The organism is Sphingobacterium sp. Lzh-3, assembly GCF_046764375.1.
Taxonomy (GTDB): Bacteria; Bacteroidota; Bacteroidia; order Sphingobacteriales; family Sphingobacteriaceae; genus Sphingobacterium.
Genome location: NZ_CP177226.1, coordinates 1,807,688 through 1,831,237 on the forward strand (window position 1 = coordinate 1,807,688; position 23,550 = coordinate 1,831,237).

Annotated in this window: 23 protein-coding genes; 19 read left to right on the forward strand and 4 right to left on the reverse strand. The window is 38.6% G+C overall.

Annotated features, from left to right (window positions below):
* The first annotated feature begins 52 nt into the window (after positions 1 to 52).
* The 6 genes from ACLCDV_RS07270 to ACLCDV_RS07295 all read left to right on the forward strand — a co-directional run bounded on the left by ACLCDV_RS07270 (position 53) and on the right by ACLCDV_RS07295 (position 8,113).
* Positions 53 to 3,328 carry a SusC/RagA family TonB-linked outer membrane protein gene (locus tag ACLCDV_RS07270; RefSeq protein WP_411973299.1) on the forward strand — a complete coding sequence of 1,092 codons (3,276 nt, stop codon included), beginning with the start codon at positions 53 to 55 and terminating at the stop codon, positions 3,326 to 3,328.
* 12 nt (positions 3,329 to 3,340) lie between these two features.
* Positions 3,341 to 4,936: a SusD/RagB family nutrient-binding outer membrane lipoprotein gene (locus tag ACLCDV_RS07275; protein WP_411973300.1), complete on the forward strand. Its 1,596-nt coding sequence runs from the start codon at positions 3,341 to 3,343 to the stop codon at positions 4,934 to 4,936.
* 68 nt (positions 4,937 to 5,004) lie between these two features.
* Entirely contained in the window at positions 5,005 to 5,487 is a 483-nt protein-coding gene (locus ACLCDV_RS07280) for a hypothetical protein (protein WP_317667863.1), read from the forward strand.
* 227 nt (positions 5,488 to 5,714) lie between these two features.
* Positions 5,715 to 6,272, forward strand: a complete 558-nt coding sequence (locus ACLCDV_RS07285) for an RNA polymerase sigma factor (protein ID WP_411973301.1) — start codon at positions 5,715 to 5,717, stop codon at positions 6,270 to 6,272.
* Positions 6,262 to 7,083 (forward strand): hypothetical protein, encoded by an 822-nt coding sequence (locus ACLCDV_RS07290; RefSeq protein WP_411973302.1) that lies wholly within the window; start codon positions 6,262 to 6,264, stop codon positions 7,081 to 7,083. Before ACLCDV_RS07285 ends, ACLCDV_RS07290 begins: the two co-directional genes overlap by 11 nt.
* Before the next feature lie 97 nt (positions 7,084 to 7,180).
* A complete protein-coding gene (locus tag ACLCDV_RS07295) occupies positions 7,181 to 8,113 on the forward strand; it encodes a DUF4097 family beta strand repeat-containing protein (RefSeq protein ID WP_411973303.1) in 933 nt (310 codons plus the stop codon).
* A gap of 52 nt (positions 8,114 to 8,165) precedes the next feature.
* Here ACLCDV_RS07295 and ACLCDV_RS07300 read toward each other — a convergent pair whose 3' ends face one another.
* From ACLCDV_RS07300 to ACLCDV_RS07310, 3 genes are all read right to left on the reverse strand, one after another.
* The gene (locus ACLCDV_RS07300; RefSeq protein ID WP_317667859.1) at positions 8,166 to 8,876 is read right to left on the reverse strand and encodes a class I SAM-dependent methyltransferase; all 711 of its coding nucleotides are present in this window, start codon (positions 8,874 to 8,876) and stop codon (positions 8,166 to 8,168) included.
* On the reverse strand, positions 8,860 to 10,041 hold the full coding sequence (gene pncB, locus ACLCDV_RS07305) for a nicotinate phosphoribosyltransferase (RefSeq protein WP_411973304.1): 1,182 nt from the start codon (positions 10,039 to 10,041) through the stop codon (positions 8,860 to 8,862). The genes ACLCDV_RS07300 and pncB overlap by 17 nt, the downstream gene beginning before the upstream one ends.
* Before the next feature lie 159 nt (positions 10,042 to 10,200).
* Positions 10,201 to 11,778, reverse strand: a complete 1,578-nt coding sequence (locus ACLCDV_RS07310) for a DUF6600 domain-containing protein (protein WP_411973305.1) — start codon at positions 11,776 to 11,778, stop codon at positions 10,201 to 10,203.
* Between the two features lie 256 nt (positions 11,779 to 12,034).
* Here ACLCDV_RS07310 and ACLCDV_RS07315 point away from each other — a divergent pair, with 256 nt between their 5' ends.
* The 6 genes from ACLCDV_RS07315 to ACLCDV_RS07340 all read left to right on the forward strand — a co-directional run bounded on the left by ACLCDV_RS07315 (position 12,035) and on the right by ACLCDV_RS07340 (position 16,179).
* A complete protein-coding gene (locus ACLCDV_RS07315; RefSeq protein ID WP_075991659.1) occupies positions 12,035 to 12,793 on the forward strand; it encodes an MlaE family ABC transporter permease in 759 nt (252 codons plus the stop codon).
* Between the two features lie 6 nt (positions 12,794 to 12,799).
* Positions 12,800 to 13,573, forward strand: coding sequence for an ABC transporter ATP-binding protein (locus tag ACLCDV_RS07320; RefSeq protein WP_120336563.1), 774 nt, complete (start codon positions 12,800 to 12,802; stop codon positions 13,571 to 13,573).
* 5 nt (positions 13,574 to 13,578) lie between these two features.
* Positions 13,579 to 14,583 (forward strand): MlaD family protein, encoded by a 1,005-nt coding sequence (locus ACLCDV_RS07325; RefSeq protein WP_070567326.1) that lies wholly within the window; start codon positions 13,579 to 13,581, stop codon positions 14,581 to 14,583.
* Between the two features lie 143 nt (positions 14,584 to 14,726).
* Positions 14,727 to 15,428 carry an RluA family pseudouridine synthase gene (locus ACLCDV_RS07330; protein ID WP_313184507.1) on the forward strand — a complete coding sequence of 234 codons (702 nt, stop codon included), beginning with the start codon at positions 14,727 to 14,729 and terminating at the stop codon, positions 15,426 to 15,428.
* A 27-nt stretch (positions 15,429 to 15,455) separates the two neighbouring features.
* Entirely contained in the window at positions 15,456 to 15,719 is a 264-nt protein-coding gene (locus ACLCDV_RS07335) for a hypothetical protein (protein ID WP_070567322.1), read from the forward strand.
* Positions 15,720 to 15,828: 109 nt separating this feature from the next.
* The gene (locus ACLCDV_RS07340) at positions 15,829 to 16,179 is read left to right on the forward strand and encodes a DUF983 domain-containing protein (RefSeq protein ID WP_317667855.1); all 351 of its coding nucleotides are present in this window, start codon (positions 15,829 to 15,831) and stop codon (positions 16,177 to 16,179) included.
* Positions 16,180 to 16,199: 20 nt separating this feature from the next.
* Here ACLCDV_RS07340 and ACLCDV_RS07345 read toward each other — a convergent pair whose 3' ends face one another.
* On the reverse strand, positions 16,200 to 16,490 hold the full coding sequence (locus ACLCDV_RS07345) for a DUF4286 family protein (protein ID WP_070567317.1): 291 nt from the start codon (positions 16,488 to 16,490) through the stop codon (positions 16,200 to 16,202).
* 177 nt (positions 16,491 to 16,667) lie between these two features.
* On the opposite strand from ACLCDV_RS07345, the gene ACLCDV_RS07350 reads away from it, so the two are divergent.
* The 7 genes from ACLCDV_RS07350 (at position 16,668) to ACLCDV_RS07380 (ending at position 23,550) form a co-directional block, all read left to right on the forward strand.
* Positions 16,668 to 18,548: an alpha/beta hydrolase family protein gene (locus tag ACLCDV_RS07350; RefSeq protein WP_411973306.1), complete on the forward strand. Its 1,881-nt coding sequence runs from the start codon at positions 16,668 to 16,670 to the stop codon at positions 18,546 to 18,548.
* A gap of 12 nt (positions 18,549 to 18,560) precedes the next feature.
* The gene (locus tag ACLCDV_RS07355; protein WP_088160664.1) at positions 18,561 to 20,219 is read left to right on the forward strand and encodes a sensor histidine kinase; all 1,659 of its coding nucleotides are present in this window, start codon (positions 18,561 to 18,563) and stop codon (positions 20,217 to 20,219) included.
* A 15-nt stretch (positions 20,220 to 20,234) separates the two neighbouring features.
* On the forward strand, positions 20,235 to 20,933 hold the full coding sequence (locus ACLCDV_RS07360; RefSeq protein WP_046674214.1) for a response regulator transcription factor: 699 nt from the start codon (positions 20,235 to 20,237) through the stop codon (positions 20,931 to 20,933).
* A 143-nt stretch (positions 20,934 to 21,076) separates the two neighbouring features.
* On the forward strand, positions 21,077 to 21,550 hold the full coding sequence (gene greA / locus ACLCDV_RS07365; protein ID WP_046674213.1) for a transcription elongation factor GreA: 474 nt from the start codon (positions 21,077 to 21,079) through the stop codon (positions 21,548 to 21,550).
* A gap of 239 nt (positions 21,551 to 21,789) precedes the next feature.
* A complete protein-coding gene (locus tag ACLCDV_RS07370; protein ID WP_317667853.1) occupies positions 21,790 to 22,206 on the forward strand; it encodes an HIT family protein in 417 nt (138 codons plus the stop codon).
* Positions 22,207 to 22,348: 142 nt separating this feature from the next.
* Positions 22,349 to 22,999, forward strand: a complete 651-nt coding sequence (locus ACLCDV_RS07375) for a DedA family protein (protein WP_075991666.1) — start codon at positions 22,349 to 22,351, stop codon at positions 22,997 to 22,999.
* A gap of 8 nt (positions 23,000 to 23,007) precedes the next feature.
* Positions 23,008 to 23,550: an inorganic diphosphatase gene (locus ACLCDV_RS07380; RefSeq protein WP_115047605.1), complete on the forward strand. Its 543-nt coding sequence runs from the start codon at positions 23,008 to 23,010 to the stop codon at positions 23,548 to 23,550.

Consider the following 23,550-nt stretch of genomic DNA (forward strand, 5'->3'; position numbering starts at 1 on the left):
CTTATTGCAAATGCGCAATGGATATATTGTGCATTTTAGATTCATTATCCGGATGAAACTAGCCTTAATTATGACTACGTGTGCTGTTATGAATGTTTCGGCAAATGTATTTTCCCAACAAAAAGTCTCCTTGGATGTCCAAAAAACAAAACTGAGCAAGGTACTTAAAATGATCGAAGAGCAAAGTGATTATTACTTTGTTTATAATTCGACGAATGAAAATTTAAATAAAGAAGTGTCAGTCAATGCGAATAATACCAAGGTATTGGATGTATTGGCTAAGCTTTTCAATAAAAGTGGATTGGTTTATTCTGTGTCTAAGGAAGGTCTTGTGGTTGTCAGTCAACAGCAGCAGGTGGCTGTCGCAGGTGTCGTCACGGACGATAAAGGCAATCCCTTAGCTGGTGCTACTGTACGTGTTAAGGGAACCGCGGTAGGACGAGCGACAGATATCAATGGACGTTTTACGATCGATGCGGCAACAGGAAATACCTTAATTATTTCTTTTGCAGGTTATACTTCGCAAGAAGTGGCCGTAACCAAAGACGGTGATCTGAAAATTGTTTTATTGGAAGATAATCGGATGCTCAATGAGGTCGTTGTGACGGCATTGGGTATGAAGAAAGAGAAGCGCTCATTGGGGTATTCTGTTACGCAGGTTGCTGGTGAATCGCTAACCACAGCCCGTGAAAATAATGTGATGAATTCACTCGTCGGAAAGGTGGCCGGGTTGGATATTAGTTCTACCTCTGGCGGTGCCGGAGCTGCGTCCAATGTGACCATCCGCGGAGTATCGAGTTTGAACCAGACAAATCAACCATTATACGTAATTAATGGTATTCCTATGGAAAGTAAGCCGGTGGGTATCGGAAATGCTAACTCTAAAGGAAATTCCGGAAGTCAATGGGATAATGCACCCGATCTCGGTGACGCCATCAGTAATATAAATCCCGATGATATCGAAAGCATTTCGGTGCTGAAAGGTGCTGCAGCCTCGGCATTATATGGTTCAAGAGCGAAGGCAGGGGTTATCCTTATTACAACAAAATCAGGAAAAGGCAATTCGATCGATTTTAATAGTAACCTTGTTGCCGAGCAAATTATAGACAACACGAATTGGCAAACAGTCTATGGTCAGGGGGCAAACGGTGAGAAGCCAACGACCCAAGCAGGCGCAGCCCAAGTGGGAGGTTCAAGCTGGGGAGCTAAATTAGATGGAACACCCGTTGTACAATTCGATGGTGCATCAAGACCTTATTCATTACAAAAGGGGAATTTAGATCGCTTTTATCGTACTGGTTCCACATGGACAAATACGCTGGCATTAAATAAATCATTTGATGGTGGCTCTATTCGTCTGTCAGGAACAGATGTCAATAACAGATCTGTTGTTCCGAATTCAGGATTGAAAAGACAATCCTTTAATTTGGTTGGACTTTTTGAACCCCTTAAAGGTTTGACGATTGACGCACGCTATAATATGATTCTGGAGCAAGTCAAAAATCGTCCCATGGTTTCTGACGGTGCCGGAAATGCCAACTATAACGTTATGTTCTTGCCGACCAGCATCAATGTCAATGATTTGAAGCCTTGGAAGGACGAGAATGGAAAAGAGATCCTCTATAATTCTGGTAATGTGTATGCAACCAACCCTTGGTTTGCGGCAAATGAGTTTATCAATAATACGAACCGGGATCGTTCGATCGCTTCCGTAACAGCAAAGTATACCATGGGTAATGGTTTGTTTGTTCAGGGAAGGGCAGGAAGAGATGGTTATACCGATCATTATAAGAATGTTGTTCCTTCCGGTACAGGCTACTATGAGAAAGGGAAGATAGCTGAACAGGAAACAAAGTTTGAAGATATTAATGCTGATGTTTTAGTTGGAAAGGCATTCACATTCGGTGACTATACGTTGACGCCGAACCTTGGTGCCAGCTATAGAAATACCAAAATCAGACAAACAACAAATTCGGGAATTGACTTTGCGATATTTGGTGTCTACAATATTCTGAATGCGAAAAATAAATCTGTCGGTTATCTTGAAAGTGAATCGGAGACGCAGTCTACTTATGGTACCTTGGAATTTGCCTATAAAGATGTTGCTTACTTGACAGGAAGTTTACGGTCGGACTGGTTTTCTACCTTGGCTACACCGGGATTGGATAATAAATTGAACTCGGTTTATCCCGCAATCTCGGGTTCATTTATCTTTTCAGAATATCTAAAACCATCCTGGTTGAGTTTTGGAAAGTTGAGAGCCGGTTTTGCTCAGGTAGGACAGGCAACAGATCCTTATCAAACTTTGCTAACGTATAATTTTAGAAGCGAAGTCCTCAATGGACAACCTCTGGGGATTATTAACAATCTGAATATTCCGAACTCTTCCTTGAAAGCTTCCACAGCAACAGAATTGGAAATAGGTACTGAACTCCGTCTTTTTAATGATCGTGTAAATTTGGATTTAACATGGTATAACAAGAAGTCAAAAAACGAAATTTCTTATATCACAACGCCTTCTGCAAGCGGTTATGCCGGTGCCGTACTCAATGCTGGTAAAATGCAAAATAAAGGATTTGAAGCGTTGATTTCCGCTACTGTTGTCAAAACGGAAAATTTTAAATGGGTGTCTTCATTAAATGGTTCTTACAACGACAATAAAGTGATTTCATTGGCGGAAGGAATGGACGAACAGACGGTAGCGACTTCACGTTCGGGGGTAGGTTACTTAATGAATAAAGTTGGTCTGCCTGCTTTTCAGATCATGGCTTTCGATTATAAATACGATAGTAATGGTGAGATTGTGAAATTGGCCGATGGCTCTCCTGATCGAGGGGAATTAACGCCCTATGGTTCGGCAATGAATAAATGGTTTGCTGGATGGAACAATGAGTTCAACTACAAAAGGTTCAATTTCTCTTTCTTAATTGATGGAAAATGGGGTGGAAAGCTTTTCTCCGGGACGGACTATTATGGTTATATTTCTGGATTACATCAGGAAACCGTAGCTGATCGTGAAAGTTTGGGCAGAACAGCTTCTACCTATTATACCAATACGGCAAATAATGTATCTAAGATATTTGTAAACAGCGCTGATTTTGTGAAATTGAGACAGGTCGTTATGGGCTATACTTTCCCATCCAATCTATTTAATAACAAAGTTAAGTCGATTACAGTAAGTGCTGTAGCGCGCAATCTCTGGACGATCATGAAGAAAACAAATAACATAGATCCAGAGTCGAGTTATAATGCAACTTTCCCGGGCTTAGAGCTCGGAGGTGTACCAGCAGTACGTACTTACGGTGTTAATTTAAGTGTTAAATTCTAATTGCAAACAATCATGAAAAGATATATTAAACCGGTAGTTATTAGTTTAATGGCAGCAACTTTATGGATGGGAAGTAGCTGTACAAAAGATTTTGATAAGATAAATACAGACCCCGTTGCTTATGGTAAAGAAAATTGGGATCCAAATTATACACTGAGCTCCGCACAATTGTTCTACACAGGAAGTTTTGATTTTGCATACGATACCTGGCGCGGAAATCTGATTTATTCGTCGACAATGATGCAGGGTTTATCGACCGTGGTGAGTTATTGGGCCGGCGATAAATATATGCTGAATGAACTGTATACCGCGGCTTATTGGGGTACGGGGACAGTAGGGGCCTATATTGAGCAGGTTCGTAATATTGTGGATGTGGTTGAGTTTACAAAAGACAAACCAAAATATGCAAATCTGTACAATGTTGCCCGTATTTGGAAAGCTTTAATCTTTGCCCGCTTGACAGATTTGTATGGCGATGTACCCTATTCAGAAGCGGGATTGGGCTTTTATACCAAAATTTATAAACCGAAGTATGACAAGCAACAGGACATCTATAACGATTTGCTAAAGGAACTTGAAACGGCTACTGCTGCATTAAAAGAAGATGGTGATAAGGTTACAGGTGATATTATCTATAAAGGTGATATTGCGAAATGGCGGAAATTTGGAAATTCTTTATTACTTCGTACGGCAATGCGTCTAGTGAAAGTGGATGAAGGGAAGGCGAAAGAGTATGCGCAAAAAGTAGTCGGTAAGACGATGGATAGCAATGCTGATAACGCATTTATTCTCTACGATGAATCAGGATCGAGAGTGACGCAAAATAGAAATAGCCAGGTTTTATTGGGCGATGGTGGGCAAGAAAATTATTATGTAAAATGGTCTAAAACATTTATAGATTATTTAAAAAGCAATAATGATCCGAGATTGCAAAAAGTTGCTGTTACAAAACTGTATTTATCGGAAAAAGGTAAAGATCAGAATAGTAGTTATATAATTGATCCGACCAAACAAAAGGGGATGCCGAATGGAAAAGATTTGGGATCAAACGCGCAGTATAACATTAGTAGCGACCCAAGTTATACGACATTTGCAGAATATTCTTCGCCCAATCCTAATATGATCAAGCGGACCGGTGCGACATTTATTTTGACCTATGGCGAATCCGAGTTGCTGTTGGCTGAGGCAGCCCAACGTTGGGGAATAGGTGGTAGTGCAAGCGATCATTATAAAAAAGGTGTGAAGGCAAGTATTACCTATCTGAATCAGTATGATGGCTCATTAGCGATCAGTGACGCAGATGCAGAAACGTATCTAGCGGCTCATCCATTTGATGCAGCAAACGCTTTGAAGCAGATCAATACCCAATATTGGGCGCATACGATAACTATGCTCGATTTTTATGAAACCTGGAGCAACTGGCGCAGAAGCGGATATCCGGCGTTAACTCCTGTGAATTATCCAGGAAATGCTACTTCGGGGACTATTCCAAGAAGATTCCCTTATCCTTCTACTGAAGCGGCTATCAATGGCGAAAACTACAGAGCAGCTTCAGCTGCAGTACCTGGCGGAGATAAGTTGTCCGGTCGAGTTTGGTGGGATAAATAATTACAATGGTTTGTTTTTGATTGAGGCTGAACTTTCGTAGTTTGGCCTCTTTAAACCTTTTATAAAATATGATAAACCTAAAAAATCAACTGCTATTTGCGATTGCGATTTCCTGTCTTGCCTTTTCATGTAAAAATAATACCGAAAAGAAAGATGCGGATGCAGTAAAAGCCAAATCCTTGACCGGTACCTATAAGCTTATTGAAAGCAAAACAATCAAAGGGAAAGATACGGTAACTGCTTTTACGGACACGAGCAAAACCGAAATGTTTAAAATGTTCAATGATGACCATTTTTCCTTTTTTAACCACGATAAGGAAAAAGGTAAAGGTAAAGAACCGCTGTTTGTCGCAGGCGGTGGTACCTATTCTTTTGATGGTGTCAACTATCAAGAAAGATTACAATATTGTTCAATGCGCGATTGGGAAAGTAATAAGTTTGATTTTCAACTTACTTTAAAAGGAGATACATTGGTTCAGACCGGTGAGGAAAACTTACCTGAATTGGGAGTTAAACATACCATTGTGGAGACCTATTTAAAAGTTAAATAATCGATAATCTTATACCTGGAGTTTTAAAATCCTTATTAAGTTTATTTTATTAATGCAGACACTCAAGTTCATTCTTGAGTGTTTTTTGTTGAAAGGAGGCCTTTTAATGGGCTTTTGTGCATTTTTAGAATGATTTTAGAAAAAAAATAAAATTATATTGCAACATTTTCAGCAGAGCCCCGACTACATAGTAGAAACATAAGAATTAACAGTATTAATTTTAGAACGTGCAAAATCAGCTTAGCGATAAAGATTTATTAGCGATGTGCCAAACGGGCAATGAGTCTGGATTTGCACAGCTCTATCATCGGTATGCAAAAAAGATTTTTAATTCTATTTATCGAATTTTGTCCAATCAGGAAGAAAGTGAAGATATTTTACAGGAAACCTTTGTTGACTTTTTTTCAAGATCAGATAAATGGCATTTAGTTCTCAGTGTGGAAGCCTGGTTGAGAAGGATGGGGGTGAATAAGGCAATCTCACTGTTACGGAAGAATAAGCAATATTTTACGCCGGTGGATGATTTGGAAATTCAGGATGATGGTGAGGACGAATTGCTGGAAAAAGAATGGCGTGAATGTCGTTTGACAGATTTAGAAGCTGTAATCGATCAGCTGACCGGTGTACCTAAGATGGTGGTAAACCTTTATCTGTTTGAAAATATGAGCCATGATGAAGTTGCGGAAACATTAGGGATGACGGCGGTGGCGGTACGCAGCCAGTATCATCGTGCTAAAAAGAAAATATACGAACAATTGAAGGAAAGGTATAATTATGCGGGATAATTTAAAAGATTTTGTAAACGCTAATCGGGAGGCATTTGATCAGAGGGAACCTTCGGCTGACTTATGGAATAAAATAAGACCACAAGTAGTTCCTCCTGTTCAGGAAAGAAAGATTAAACCTTTATGGAAGTGGGCTAGTATTGCGGCAGCAGCATTGTTAGTTGGGACAGCAACTTTTATTGCTTTTAACCAACAACGAGAAATAGAAGTAGAAAAGCCTGTGGCTGCGGTACATCCTATTACTGTTCCGGAAAAAGAAGACAACGCAAAAGCAGTTGATGCTGAGGTGATGGGAATTCATACTGGTAGCCAAGAGGCTTCAGCTCCCGTTAAGGCAATAGCGGGGATAAAAAGTAAAGAAAAACAATCTTTCAGGGAGAGTGTATTGGAAACTGATCAACATGAAATGGGAAAAGGGATGGATTATGTGCAGATGCTTCAAGATTCGAGTTCCGCGAGCACACGTTTAAGTGCTGTCTTGGCGATGAAAGATGGGGGAAAGTTAGATCGGAATAGTATGGGAGCTTTGGAAAAGACTGCTGTATCAGATCAGAGTAGTAATGTACGCATGGCTGCAATAGAAACCATATTAAGTGGACTAAGCCCGGAAGAACGTACTCAAAAGGTTCAGGACTTTTTTGTGGAGCAAAATGATCCCACTTTACAAATGGAACTGATGCAGATGATGGCCCAACAGGAGGATCCGACGATGAAAGCAACAACAAAAGAAAAGTTAAATGAAATTGTGGAAGATCCGTTTACCCTAAAATTTGTGAAAGAACAGGCATATGCGGTATTATTAAATCAATAATAGGATATATTAAGGTAGAAGTCAGATTGTGTAGGTTAATCTATGAAAAAGCTTAAAATGCATTATTTGACAAATAATGAAGACAAACTAAAACGAAATGAAAAAGATAAGGATAATGATGATTGGGGTCGCACTGATCTTTGCAAGCGCATTGCAGGCCCAGGTAAATGAAACTGTAGAAAGTGTGGCTGCGCCAAAACCTCCTAATCCTCCTAAAAAGGCCAGAGCAGTTTCAGGCGTTATAGTAAATAATAGTAATAATTTCACTTTTAGTTCCGCTAGATTCGGTCGTAGTAGTGGGCCGAAAAACTGGAAAGAAATTAAAGTGCCCAACTTGGGAAACAAGCTTTTACTAAAACTGGATAATGTTTATATTGAAGGTTATAAAGGAAAAGATGTGCTGATTACAGCCAAGGTGGAGGAGACTGAAGAAAATGACCGCGCAAAAGGCCTACGTGTGATCAATGGCTCGGGATTATCGGATAATTCAGGACTTGGTATGAATATCAAGACAGAAGGTGGAGTGACGGAAATAAGCATGGTGGGGATGCCCTTAGAGGATTCTATTCGTATCAAGATACCGATGGATTTACCTGTGACGATCAAGGGAGGGCGTGGGGCCATGTTTAATGCAGGAGTTATCGAATTAAAAGATATCCGGGCTGAGGTTGAAGTTGCTAGTACGATAGGCGACGTGAATTTATTGAATGTTACCGGGCCAATTAATGTAAAGGTTTCACAGGGAGATGTTACAGCCAAATTTGTTCAACCTGTCAAAGGACCGATTTCTTTAGTCGCTGCCATGGGCGCCGTAGATGTTGCCTTTCCAAAGAATTTCGGAGCTAATGTGGATGTAAAATCTGCTATGGGGAATATCTATGCTGCCGACGAATTTCAATTCGAAAAACCTGCCGAGGAAGCCAAATCAACTCCTATGGGTAACGCCGTGAAAGGCAAAATGAATGGTGGAGGACAGGATGTTATCTTAAAAACATCCATGGGAGATATCTATATAAGAACACAGAAATAATATATATAATAACATAGAAATAATAAAAAAATAGCCTGTTATAAACAACAGGCTATTTTTTTAGTTCCATGCGGACGAGGTATTGATCATTCTCATCTTCATATAAAATTTGGACAACCCAACCCAGTTCGTGCGAAATTTTGATCAATAAATCCTGGTCTAAATAGAGCCATTTGAAAAGATTTCCCCGAGTCCCTTTGTACTCATACTGGTATTGGATTTCCCCAAAATAATGCGCTGGTTTTTTGATGTTGTAATCGTTGTACAAATAACTGATGTCTGAAGAGTCAAAAATCAGTTGGCCATTTTCGGTCAGTAACTCTTTACTATGCTGTAATAGTTTTCGGAAACCATCTACGTCACCGGCAAGACCTATTCCGTTCATTAAAAGCAATAGCGTATCATATTTTTGGCCTTCGAATTTATAGAAATCCTCGCAGATAATATGTTGTACCCCGCGTTGTTGCATAATATGGCAGGCGGTTTGCGAGAGTTCCAGTGCATCTACTTCAAAACCTTTTTCTTGTAGATACAGACTATGGCTGCCAACTCCGGCTCCAACATCCAGTACACGTCCATCACATAAGGATAGTCCAATAAATTCCAGTTCAGGAAAATCATCGGGTTCCCGAAAGAAGATCTCGACGGGCATTTCATCTTGGTCGCCATAACTTGTATGGAGTATTAAAGGGAACTTTTCTTCTTGATGTACAAAGTAATCATCTAAGGCCTCACCGTATACATCTCTATGCATTGTCATCATCAATCATTAATACTTTTTTTGCTATATATATGGAGTCCTCATCTCCTGTATGTTTCATCGGTTCGTCAGATAGTTTGATAACTGGAGTCCATTGATCATCTTCTGGTAAAGCGTCAGTCATCTTAATGACGATATTCATGGGTTTGAGTCCCACATCATTGGTGAAATTGGTGCCAACGCCAAAGGAATGCAAGATTTTTCCCTCACAGTAGCTTGCGATTCTTTCGACCTTCTCATAGTCCAGGCCATCCGAGAATATGATTGTCTTTGAGAGGGGATTGATTCCATTTTTCTTATAGTGTGCAATAACCTTGTCTGTAAATTCAAGCGGGTCGCCGCTATCGTGACGGACTCCATCAAATAATTTGGTTAACTTTTTATCAAATTGCTGAAAGAAAACTTCTGTAGTATAGGTGTCCGACAGTGCTATTCCGAGGTCACCCCGGTAGACATCAGACCAATGTTCAAGGCCAAGTAGATTGGCCATTTTATAACCGTATTTGGCGGCGTGAAACATAAACCATTCATGGGCGTGTGTGCCAATTGGTTTCGTCTCATATTTCATTGCCAAATGAACATTGCTGGTACCTATAAATGTTTTTTCGCCATATTGCTTCAGTGTGCGAACGACCATATCATGGACTTCATAAGAATGACGTCTGCGGGTGCCAAAATCAGCAATCGTGATATTGAGTTTTTTATATTTTTCGATTTTATCTTTGGCCGTGGCTATTACTTCTGCATCCGAGGCACGTTGTAAACCTTGAGATTCATAAAAAAGTTCACAGATGAGCGACATCAACGGAACTTCCCAAAGAATAGTACGGTACCAGTACCCTTCAATAATGACTTCGAGGTCGGGGCCATCCTGGAATATTTTTATCTCTTCGGGATCGTAGCGATACCCTTGAAGAAAGTCAAAATAGGTTGGGTCTATATAAGGACATGTTCTGGCAAAAAATGCCTTTTCTGCTTTTGTTAACTTCAAATTAGCCATCTCATTGACGGCTTCCTTCAGGAGCACGTCAAAACCATCGGGAAATTTATGATGTCCCCGGTTAATAAAATGATAACGTGCCTTGGCCTTTGGAAACAACTTGACCACAGCATGCTGCATGGTGAATTTGTAAAAGTCATTATCTAATATAGAGGTAATTGAAGCCATCTTTATCGATCTGTTTTTTGTTTGAAGCGGTAAATTTACTAATTAACGTGAAAATGCAGGGATTGTTCATGATAAATATAAAAAGACATGCATATAAAAGGCGGGTAAAATTTTTCATTTTACCCGCCAGATATGAATTATTATTTTATTCGGCTGTCATTATCTTGTTCTAGATCTTTCTGATCCTTGTGAAGAACGTCCAGAGCTACGTTCACCGGAGCTTTCTGAAGACCTTGATCGCGATACGGAAGATGAATTGTCTGTATTTGATCTACTTCTTGTGTTTTCGTAGCTCCGATTTTGAGTTGGTTGTGCTACAGGTTGCGATACCGGTTGGCTCGAACGGCTCCTGCTGCCAGCATCGTTATTTCTATTTTGGACAGGCTGTGACACAGGTTGGCTTGAACGTGTTCTGCTGCCATCATAATTTCCATTGCGTTGCGGCGTTGTTGTCGGTTGAACCACTCGTGGAGGCACAGTCTGGTCAGAGCTGCTCGCATTTGACCGCGAACGTGAATTATAATCTGTGTTTCTATTGTAGTCTGTACTTCTGCCGTTTATAACACCATTATTATCAACGGAGCCATTTTGTCTATCTCTACTGGTAGATGTAGGGTTGTTATTGTTTGAAGCATCCGATTGCCGACCTGACCGCGTTCTAAAATCATAGTTATTCGAATTAGGTTGTATACCGTTCGTATTTCGATTTACAGTTCCATTTTCGCTCGTCCTGGTATTATTATTTGAACTACGGCTTGAACCGCCGTTGTTGTTGGCATCATTACGAGACCTTACAGAAGCATTTCCGCTGTTATCGATATATAACTCACGACTTCCTGATCTTGAATCGATGTTGTCCCGATTGCTGATAACACGATTGGTACGATCTGAAATCTCACTATTGTTATTACGTGTTCGGGTAGAAGCATCCACTACATTTGTAGGACGTGCAGAAGATCGTGTATTACGGTCTACATTTGGACGGTACATACTGATTTCATTACTCCGATTGCTGCTACTACGGGCAGATCCAGGTCGATCGGCATTTGCGATTCTATTAACTGTCACACTTCTTCCTGTCGAACGTTCGATGTCAGATCTTCGAGGGCCACCAACATAATAGTTGTTGTTAATTATCGTAGTATTGTTGATAATAGTGGTTCTGTTATAGATATTATTGTAATTTCTTCGATTAACATAATACCTATCCATATCCCTACTCATAAAGTGATTGACCGCTACAAATGTCCAGAAGTTCATTGGAATATTAACGGATACATTGATACTCATGCCTGGGCCCATTGGTGCCCAACCGTAATAGTCGTTACTTTGACGCCAATTTACCCATGCAGGTCCCCATTCATAGTCAGGAACCCATCCCCATCCATAGCGGTCATTATAGTTCCAGCGACCGTAGTGAAATGGAGCCCAACCCCAGTCATAGTTGGATACCCAGGTATTACCATAGTCGGTCATTGTCCAATAACCATTGGTAGCATAAGGCTGGAAGTTCGGGCCGACGTCCGGAATCCAGACATAGCCATAATTGGGGTCATTGACCCATTGTCCATAAGGGGAGAGTTGATCGTAGAACATCTGGAATGAAACTCCAGCATTGTTATAATTGTTATAACCAGTATATCCGCCCCGTTGGGCCATTGAAGTAGCGCAACTTGAAAAAGAAGCGATACCGATAAAACCAAGTACCCAATATTTTATGTTGCCTAAATTTTTCATTTCCGTAATATTTAAAAGTATGACAAAACTCTATTGTGTTGTCTTTGTTATTATGACAGCATAACGTATAAAATGGTTTAATCGGTACACTGGAAATCTGATTTTTTTTATATAAAAGTCAAATTGATGATCTTTTTACATAAACGACAATTTTAGATACATATTTTTTATTTACCTTTACCGCTCGAATTGCTACGTGTTTGTTCAGCATAAGACGTGTTTTAAGACACATTAATTTGAAATAGACATCATTTAAATGGCTAAAAAACTTCAGACTTTTTTTCTAGAATTCGCAAACATTCACCGTTTTTTGCTACGGTTTTGGCGCGAATTGGTAACTCCACCATATGAATTTAAAGAAATTGTCCGCCAGTGCTATGAAATAGGCTACAAATCTTTGCCTTTGATTAGTTTAACGGGGTTTATTGTTGGATTTGTTTTTACAAAACAATCGCGTCCTTCTTTGGAAGAATTTGGGGCGACTTCGATGTTGCCTTCGCTTATTTCGATTGCTATTGTTCGTGCTCTTGCACCCCTGGTGACAGCTTTAATAGCTTCGGGTAAAGTGGGCTCGCAAATTGGTGCGGAACTAAGTTCGATGAATGTCACGGAGCAAATCGATGCGATGGAAGTTTCGGGAACCAATCCATATAAGTATCTTATTGTAAGTAGAATATTAGCTACAACTATTGGAATTCCTGTACTGTGTTTTTATGTAGCAGGGATAGGTCTTTTAGGCGGTTACCTAAGTATGATGAGTAAAGACGACTTAAGCTTTTTGAGTTTTTTTACGCAGGTATTTGAGACGATAGCGTTTAAGGATTTGGGCGCTATGGTTTTGCGTGCGGTTATATTTGGTTTTACCATTGGAGCAGTAAGTTGTTATTGCGGTTATTTTTCTTCAAAGGGGACTGAAGGTGTGGGTAAGGCAGCCAATGCGGCCGTTGTCGCTTCGATGTTCCTTGTATTTATTGAGGAAATAATTATTGTTCAAGTTTTATCGTTCTTTGGATAGCGAGCTATGGAAAAGATTAAATCAACCATCGACCATTCGAAGCCGGTCATTGAAATTAGGGATGTTAGCAAATCTTTCGGTGATAATCACGTCCTACGTGGTGTCAACCTGGATTTATATAAAGAAGAAAACCTCGTTGTGCTTGGGCGTTCTGGAACGGGGAAATCAGTGTTGATCAAATTGATTTCAGGCTTATTAAGACCAGATGAAGGAACGATCAATGTTTTGGGTGAGTCAGTTCTTGAATTAAATGATCGTGAACTGCGTGAATTACGTTTGAAAATAGGGTTTTCTTTTCAAAATAGTGCACTTTATGACAGTATGACTGTGCGCGAAAATTTAGAATTTCCATTGGTTCGAAATAAACGTAATTTAACACGTTCGGAGATCAACCACGCTGTCGAAGAGGTTTTGGATGGAGTAGGGCTTTCGCAGGCGATCAATCAGATGCCATCGGAGTTGTCAGGTGGACAGCGTAAGCGAATTGGTATCGCGCGTACACTGATTCTTAGACCTGAAATCATGATGTACGACGAGCCAACAGCGGGACTGGATCCGATCACTTGTTTGGAGATTAATGGATTGATTAATGAGGTTCAGGAGAGGTATAAAACAGCTTCAATTATTATTACCCACGATTTGGCTTGTGCGAAAGAGGTGGGCGACCGTATTGTAATGTTGTTGGATGGCAAGTTTGAAAGACAGGGGTCTTTTGAAGAGATTTTTGATACAGATGACGCACGTGTAAGAGCGTTTTATAATTATAATTTTATTCTATAATATACATGAGTAAGGCAGAAAATAAAAGAGCAATCATTGTCGGTATTTTTGTTTTTTTAGGCGTATTGATTCTTTTAGCGGGTATTTTTATTTTGGGTAGCCAGCAAAAGAAATTTACTAGAAATATCGAAATTACGACTTCATTTCCCGATGTCGCTGGATTGAAAGTGGGAAGTAATGTGTGGTTTTCTGGGGTTAAGGTAGGGATCATTAAGAATATACATTTTAAAAGTGTGCAGGATGTTGAGGTGGTATTGACAATCGAGGAGAAATCTGCCGAATATATTCGTAAAGATGCCGTAACAAAATTGGGCTCGGACGGTTTGATTGGTAATAAGATCGTAGTGATTTCTGGAGGGTCACAAAATGCGCCAACAGTGGAGACAGGTGATTTCTTGCGTTCGGCGAAGACTGCGGACATGGAAGCCATGATGGAAACATTGCAGGTAAATAATGAAAACTTAGCAAAGATTACTACTGACTTTGTAGAAATATCACGTGGATTGGCGGATGGAAAAGGAATGGTGGGAGCGATGTTGACCGATACTTCTATGGTTAACACATTGCGTGCTACGTTATTGTCAATCAGTGCTGCAATGAATAATGCGAACAAGGCATCTGCTAATTTGGTTACCTTGACAAACTCTTTAAACAGCAATAAGGGCTTGATTCATGATTTAACGACTGATACCGCTATATTCTCTAACCTGCGTCAGTCTGCAGCGCAGTTGCAAGGAGTCTCCCAGACTGCCAATGCATTGATCAACAATTTGAATAATGCTTCAAGTCGATTGAATGATAAAGATAATGCGGTGGGTGTGTTATTGAATGACCCCGCATCGGCAAATCAAATTAAATCGGCAATCAATAATTTAAATTCGAGCACATCCAAACTGGACGAGAATATGGAAGCGCTACAGCATAATTTCTTGTTGCGTGGTTTCTTTAAAAAGAAGATGAAGGAGGATGCGAAAAAAGCTGAGTTGCTTAAAGCGGACACTGCAAAATAAGTTGTGTTAAAAAAGAAGATAAGGAAAGGCTGTACGCTTGCGTAGGGCCTTTTTTAATAAATAATACCATAATTGTGGGGAGCCAAGTCAACAAACTTTAAGTATTGTATAGCATTTGGATACCTCTTTTAGATTTGAAAGAAATGAATCACAGCGAAATAACCGATAAAGACGTCATTTACGAAGACAATCATCTTATAGCTATAAATAAGAAAGCGGGGGATATTGTGCAGGTGGATGAAACAGGAGACCTATCTTTGGAAGATATGGTGAAGGTATATTTGAAAAAGAAATATGATAAGCCAAATGAAGCATTTGTTGGTGTTATTCATCGATTGGATAGACCTGTTAGTGGTATGATTTTGTTCGCCAAAACAAGTAAGGCGCTAGAGCGAATGAATAAATTTTTTCAGGATAGACATGTGAAAAAGACCTATTTGGCAATAGTCAGACAGCGTCCGCGAAAAACTGAGGGGAAACTTATCAATTGGTTGGTTCGGAATAGACAAACAAGGGTAACAAAGGCCTTTCCACGCGAAGTGAAAGGCGGAAGTTATGCCGAGTTGGATTATACATTGGTGGGTGAGTTGAATGGATTCTATTTGCTGCGCGTAGAACCTTTAACAGGTCGTACACATCAGATTCGCGCGCAACTTGCAGCGATGGGTTGTCCTATTGTTGGTGATAATAAGTATGGATATCCAAGAGGCAGTTCTTTGGGCAGTATTTGTTTACATTCTCGTTCATTGGCCTTTACACATCCAATAAAAAAGGATAAGATGGAATTGATCGCTTCTTTGCCGAAAGATGGCTTCTGGGATAAATTTGAATCTTTGGCACGTTAATCGTTAAAATTTCAGTACCTTTGTGTTATGAAATGGTTTAAATATTTACTCTTAATATTTACCTTAAGCTGCTCGGCTGTGTCTGTTTCGTACGGACAGTGTGCGATGTGTACATTGAACGCTGAGAATTCTACGAAGGAAGGAAATATGCAAGGAAGAGGTCTGAATGACGGTATTTTGTTTCTATTGGTAATACCTTATCTAGCCGCGGCGGGCCTTGGTTATTTGTGGTATAAAAAATACCGTAAGAAGAATCCCGTAACAAAGAAATTTTTAAACGAAATAAAATAGATTCTTAATGCCCACATCGAAATTCCATGCAATGATACATTCCAAATGTCCGAAGTGTCATATTGGTAATGTATTTGTAGGAAAGGTATACAGTTTACACAAGCAGCATATGAATGATACTTGCCCTTATTGTGGTGTCAAGTACGAGGTTGAGCCGGGGTATTTCTATGCTGCCATGTATGTGAGTTATGCTTTGTCTGTCGCTGAGATTGTTACTGTATCTGTTGCTATCGCAATTTTGACAGGAAGCGAGTCTCCTTGGTCTTATCTGATTGGTCTAGCTGTAACCATTTTGGTCTTCGCACCTTTTAATTTTAGATATGCCCGTTTGATTTTACTTCATTTTTTAACGCCAAAAATCAGTTATGATCCGCGCTATGAATTGGCGGCAGAGATAGGTGAAAAGAATAATAAGAATCTTGAAGAAGATGGTAACGGTATTAATGAAATAAAAAAATAAAAGAGCTCCAAAGAGCTCTTTTATTTTTTTAGATACTTCATGGTACTGTCGAAAAGGAAAACCTTGTCTTTATATACTTCCGAAATGAGTTGTTGTAATGGAATTAGATGTACTTGCTGAAAATCTGCTATATGGTCTTCTGTAGGGAGTATAACCTGAATGCAGTAGGTCATACCTTCGTGTGGAGACTGGAGCATTTCCAGAAAATGCACTTGAAATTTTTGGGATTGCACGATATTATCCTGAATCCATGAAACGACCTCTTGATGGATTGTTTCTTCTGCTATAACGGAGACATTGTATAAAAACATATGCAAAAATACGCTATTTTTCTGCGATAAAAAAGATTCTAAAGGACAGAACCGAGATAAGTTTGAATATTACATTTAATTACTATATCTTGTAAAAATAAGGTTGCATTTCATGCAATTCCGTATTTAATTGCAATATTTGGAATAAATGATAAGGATGTATTTGGGATTATGAGGATGAAATTTTGGATAGGTTTGTTTTTTTCTGCCATGATCATGTTGGGGTGTCAACGCCATAGTGTTGATCTTATTCCAATAAATCAATTTTTTTCTACACCTGAAAAATCAAATTTTAAGATTTCTCCAAATGGTCGATTTATCGCTTACATTGGCTTGGATAATCATTGCAAAAATATCTATTTAATAGATTTGATCAATAAGGATAGTTCCAAACAGCTTACTTATCAAAATGATATTAATGTAAAATCCTTCGCTTGGAACAATGATTCAAAAATTTCCTTTTTGACGGAACAATCTTCGCAGGACAGTTTACGTTTATATGCTGTGGACATCAACACAGAAAAGATTTGGCCATTGATTAAACCGGTACGAGGTCGGTTTCGATGGATTCATGCTATGGCTACCGGAGGTGATAGTTTTATAGCGGGGATCAACGATAGAGACTCTTCTTTTTTTGACCTTTATCGTATCTATTTAGATGGGAGGCCTCGGGAATTGGTTTTACAGAATCCGGGAAATATGAGCTCCTGGGTTGTATCTAATGATGGGCAGGTACGATTGGCTGTGGCCAACGATTCTGTACAGCAATCTGTGCTCTATAGAAGCTCAGAAAAAGAACCATTTAAAGAGATTATACGATGTGATGTTGAAAGTAGTTTTACTCCACTGGGTTATAAGGATAGTTCAAATGCCATCATTTATGCTTTATCCAATATAGACCGGGATAAACTGGCCTTGGTAAGTTATGATTTAGTAAATCAAAGAGAGCTGGGCGAGCTATATAGTCATAAAGATGTTGACGTGAGCCCTGGGGGGTATTTCACTGAACAGAATAAGCTGTTATTTGTCAATTATAGCACATCAAGACAGAACAGACATTTTTTTGATGAGACTACCAAAAAGAAATATGACCAATTGTCGAAGCAGATTGATGGCTTTGAGTTTCAGGTATTGAATACTGATGTTTCGGGGAACAAGGTCATTATCAAAACCTATACGGACGTAAATCCGGGCGGGATTTATTTTTATGATTTTTCGACTCAAAAATTAACGAAGTTAACAGATAATAATTCCGATCTAAAAGATAAAGAACTTTCTCCAAATGAGTATATCACTTATACCGCGAGAGATGGTATTCAGATTTCGGGTTATTTAACTTATCCCATTCATTCCAATCGCAAAAATCTGCCTATGGTTGTATTGCCTCATGATGGACCTAACGGACGGGAGGTTTGGGGATTCGATAACGAAGCGCAGTTTCTGGCGAACAGGGGCTATTTGGTTTTTCAGATGAACTATAGGGGATCGACCGGTTTCGGTAAGAAGTTTTGGACTGCGGGATTTAAGGAGTGGGGTGGGAAGATTCAGGATGATATTACTGATGGGGTGAAATGGTTGATTAAAGAAGGAGTTGCTGATCGGGAACGTGTCGCTATTGTAGGGAAAGGTTTCGGAGGCTATTCGGCGCTACACGCTGCTTGTTTTAATTCTGATCTTTATAAATGTGCCGTGTCTTATTCCGGTTATACCAATCTGTTCACTTACTTTAGAGATATACCGCCATATTTTAAATCGTATGTGCAAAAAATGTATCAAGTAGTTGGGAATCCAATTCGGGAGGCTGAGCTATTTAAAAATATTTCCCCTGTATTTCATTCGGATAAAGTAAAGATACCGGTGCTATTGGTACAGGGAGGAAAGGATCGGTTTAGTTCGGTAACAGATGCAAATCAATTTGTACAGAAATTAAAGAATAATAATATTCCCGTACAATACATCCTAAAAGAGGACGAGGATAGAACTTTTAAACGGGACGAGAATGTCTTTGGTTACTATAATGAGTTGGAGCGATTTTTGGCTAAATATCTTATAGACTAAGGACGGGAGATTATGAAAGCAGAGAAATATAGCTATCGAAAAAACTACGGATTATTGTTGATGTTTTTCATCGTGATTAGTGGTCTGTATATATTTGCCCTTTTTCTTTCGCGTAATTATACAGAATCGCATATTAAGAACGAATTTACCAATCGGAAATCGGAGATATTTGATCAAACCTTAGTTCCTTTCAATGATTTTTTTCAGAATAGAATTCCTGAAGTATCTTTTTATCAAGGTTTTTTGGATTCAGTTCAGGCTGGGAAATATGCATATAGTATATTAAGTTCCTACCCGTTCGTTAGAGAAATTGGTTTTTTTGATTTACAATTTAATAATGATCATAACTTGAATTATGGTTTTATTGTTAATAACCTTAGAATTCAACCGAAAACCATCACTTTTTTTACCGTTTCCAGGTCTGGCCTGAATAAAAATACGATTCGGGATCGTGGACAGATGGGCTTGCATTCCGAAGAGATTAATAATATTGGTGTGAAGCTGGCAACTTATATCGATAAATTGCAACCGAATGCCAAGCTTTCTGATAAGGATATTCTGAAGGTTTTTTATACCATAAGACCTGGACAGATTACCTATCTGAATATTCCAAGGGTCAATGACTTAATAGTTTATAAGTCCATTATGGAAGGTAATTTGGATCATACTGTCGGATATGAACAGGATATGTTCAATTTTCAGATTGATCCAATGTATCTGGAAGTAAAAAATAGTTATTCAAATCTTTATGAGAAAGTAGAAATAGTCCCACTGGTTGGTGCTCCGATCACGCCGGAAAATGACGAGATTTCAACGGAGATGCCGTTACCTGGAGCCTTAGCAGACTACAAACTTCTTTTTAGGTCGAGTAAAAGTTTTCTGTCAAAAGAGATAAATCGCAGTTTTTGGCCGGTATTGGGAGGGGTATCCCTGATTTATATTATTTTGATTGCAATATTATATTTAATTTATAGAAATTTAGAAATTAACGGAAGACTTTTTAAATTGCAGTACGATTTCATCAATAATCTTACCCACGAGTTTAAGACGCCTGTGAGTGTTATTAAAATTGCTGGCAATAATATTAAGAGTGCACAGGTACTCTCTGATGAAGAACGGAAAATGTATGGAAATATATTAGATCAGGAGGCGGACCGATTAAATAACTTGATGAATAAGCTGTTGTCTTTTAGTCAGATCGAAAATAAAACCATAAAATTAAATAAAGAAGAGGTTGATTTGGAGGAATTTACCGAAAATCTAGTCGCTTCGTCAAGAATAAAGTATGCGGATTTCAAGATTAGCACAAAAATTGATGTAAGGACATCAATGCTTGCGGATCCGGTACTGTTAAGTAGTGTGTTTCAAAATATGATCGATAATGCCTATAAATATTCGAAAGCGGGGCATAAAATCTTAGATATTGCGATACAACAAAACAAGAAGAATTTTGTTATCACTTTTAAGGATGAAGGAATAGGTATTGAGAAGGCAGAGTTTAACAACATCTTCAAAAAGTTTTATAGAATAAAAAGTCAATATAATCAGCAAGGAAGTATCGGTTTGGGCTTGGCTTTCTGTAAAGAGATTACCGAATTTATAGGCGGTGATATTACAGTAAAAAGTCAATTGGGACAGGGGACCACCTTCACCTTGGTATTTCCGGTTTAAAAAATAAATTTAAATATGAATAAAGACATCACTGTTGCTGTTATTGAAGATGATGAGAACTTACGGTTCTTGGTAAAACATCGATTGGAATCCGAAGGCTATCAGGTCATTCAAAGTGGAAATGGGAATGAAGCGGAAAGTTTGATCTTGGAAAAGAGACCCGATGTGGTTTTGTTGGATTGGATGCTTCCAGGAAAAGAAGGCAACGAAATCTGTGAAGATGTCCGTAAAGCCGGGTTTGAGAACATCATTATCATGATGACAGCGAAATCTCAAGATGTGGACAAAATTGAAGCCTATAGCTTTGGTGTGACTGATTACATTAGTAAGCCATTTAACATGGATGTGCTTATTGCTATGATCGATAATAAGGTGAAATTTTTCTTACCGAAGAACAGTCCCGAAGTATATAAATTTGGCCAAACGGAACATCATCCGAATATTCATTCCTTAATACGTGATGGAAGGAAAGTTGAGTTGACCATTTTGGAAAACCGAATTTTGCTTCATTTTTTACAAAACCTAGGCCGGGAGATTACACGCGAGGAGTTAATGGAGGTTGTTTGGGGTTATAGCTCAAATGTCAACACACGTACGTTGGATATGCATGTGGTTCGTTTGAGGAAAAAGATCGAAACAAATCCAGATAAGCCACATTATTTACAAACAGTTCGGGGGCTGGGATATAAATTTGTTGATGAGGAAGAGATTTAATTTTATTTAACGGGTAAGAATTTGTTTTGTTGAAAACAATTATTATCTTCGTATAGATTCAAAGCAAGACCATGTTTCCTGACGAGGGAAATATGGTCTTGTTTCTTTTTTAAAAAGTAGAAAATAAGAAAAAAGATAAAATTATGGCAGAAGTAACTTATTTTACGGAAGAAGGATTGCGTAAGCTTAAAGAAGAATTGGCTTATCTGAAGACGGAAGGAAGGTCTAAAATTGCCAATGCTATTGCAGAGGCTAGAGACAAAGGAGATTTGTCAGAAAATGCAGAGTATGATGCTGCTAAAGAAGCTCAGGGGCTTCACGAAGCTAAAATTGCCAATTTGGAGAATACATTGGCGACAGCACGTTTAATTGATGAGTCTAAATTGGATACATCTAAAGTTTTGGCCTTATCGATTGTTAAGATCAAGAACAAAAAGAATGGTGCTGAAATGACGTATCAATTGGTGGCGGAGTCAGAAGCAGATTTGAAGTCGGGCAAGATTTCAGTTAAATCTCCTATTGCCCAGGGTTTGTTGGGAAAATCGAAAGGTGATACAGCTGTTATTGAAGTGCCTGCCGGTAAAATTGAATTCGAGATCGTAGAGATTTCAAGATAATATATGTCGGTTATGTGCGGTATGCCATAACCGCACATCCACAAATTAACTTTATATTAAGAAGGTCGTGATATAGCAATCGCGACCTTTTTTGTTTATATTTGTTGGACAGTACAAAAACAGGGTATGAAAAAATCGGTAATTAAATCTTTAATTGCTGACATACCAGAGGCTTTGCAATTTAAAGTCTGTTGTTTGCTGATTATTGTTTAAAAGATTTATTCCAAGATTAGAATAATATGTCGACAATTTTTTCAAAAATCGTTGCTGGCGAGATCCCAGCTTACAAAGTTGCAGAAAGTAATGATTTTCTAGCTTTTTTGGATATCAGTCCATTGGCTAAGGGGCACGTTCTTGTGATTCCTAAGAAAGAGACCGATTACATTTTTGATATAGAAGATGATGAATATATGGCACTTTGGGTGTTTGCTAAGATTGTTGCTCAAGGCATTAAAAAGGTAATTCCCTGTGTAAAAGTCGGTGTAGCGGTAGTTGGTTTGGAGGTGGCGCACGCACATATACATTTGGTGCCGATTAATAAAATTAGTGATTTAAACTTTGCTGGACCTAAATTGAGCTTGGCAGAGGACGAACTTCATCAGATTTCGACAACTATTCGCGAATCTATCGTCAGTATAACTGCTCAAAATCAATAATTAGAAAGATTATATTACACTTGATTTACGATCGTTTTTTAGAAGAATGCTATATTTGTACTTTGTTGTTTCAAATTCGTACAGAGATAAGCGTGGGAGTTGTTCTAAAAAAGGAACGCAACATTGATTTTTACTAAAGGTTATGCATGAACTTTTGTTGTCATTTCAACAATTATTAAACCCGGAAGAGCTATTAAGTTCAGGCGGGTTTTATCTGGTTATCTTAATTGTATTTGCTGAGACGGGCCTATTTTTTGGATTTTTTCTACCTGGTGATTATTTATTATTTCTTGCAGGATTATTTTGCGCATTAAATAAAATTGACGTTAATATATACACGCTCTGTTTGGGCTTGTTTATAGCGGGAGTATTAGGGAATTTTACAGGGTATTGGTTTGGGTATCGAGCAGGACCGATGCTATTTAAGCGAAAAGATAGTTTTATCTTTAAGCGGAAATATGTGGTCATGGCCGAGGAATTTTACCATAAATATGGTGGAACAGCTTTAATTATAGGAAGATTTGTTCCAATTGTTCGTACTTTTGCACCTATCTTTGCAGGCGTAGTAAAATTAGATTTTAAGAAGTTCGTTCTGTATAATGTCGCAGGGGCTGCCATTTGGGTATTAGTGTTGACCCTGTCTGGATATTTCCTTGGTATTGAGTTCCCTTGGATTATACATTACGTAGAATATGTTGTCGTTGGTATGATTGTGATCGCATTTTTACCAATTGCAATAACGTTGTTGAAAAAGCGTATTAAGGATAAAAGAAACAAACAAAATATACAGTAAATTAAAAAATGAGTAAACAAAACCCTTGGCACATGGTTTCTCCAGGTGAGAATGTTCCAAATGCCGTAAATGCTATCATTGAGATTACAAACGGATCCAAAGGAAAGTATGAATTAGACAAAGAAACTGGTTTGTTGCTTTTGGACAGAGTGATGAGTTCATCTGTCGTATATCCTGCCAATTATGGTTTTATCCCACAGACTTATTGTGACGACAAAGATCCTTTGGATATTTTGGTCATTTGTTCAGTGGATATTTTACCATTAACGTTGGTTGAAGCACAGGTTATTGGTGTGATGAATATGGTTGATGGTGGAGAACAAGATGATAAAATTATTGCGGTAGCTAAAAACGATCCTGTTTTTAATTACATCAAAGATATTGATCAGTTACCTCCGCATACCATGAAGGAGATTGTACAATTTTTTGAGAGTTATAAAGCACTTGAAAAGAAGCATGTCATTGTTGAAGGTGTAAAGGGACGTGAAGAAGCACAAAGAATCTTGATCGAGGCTATTGAGTTGTACAAAAAAGAATTTGTTAACAAATAA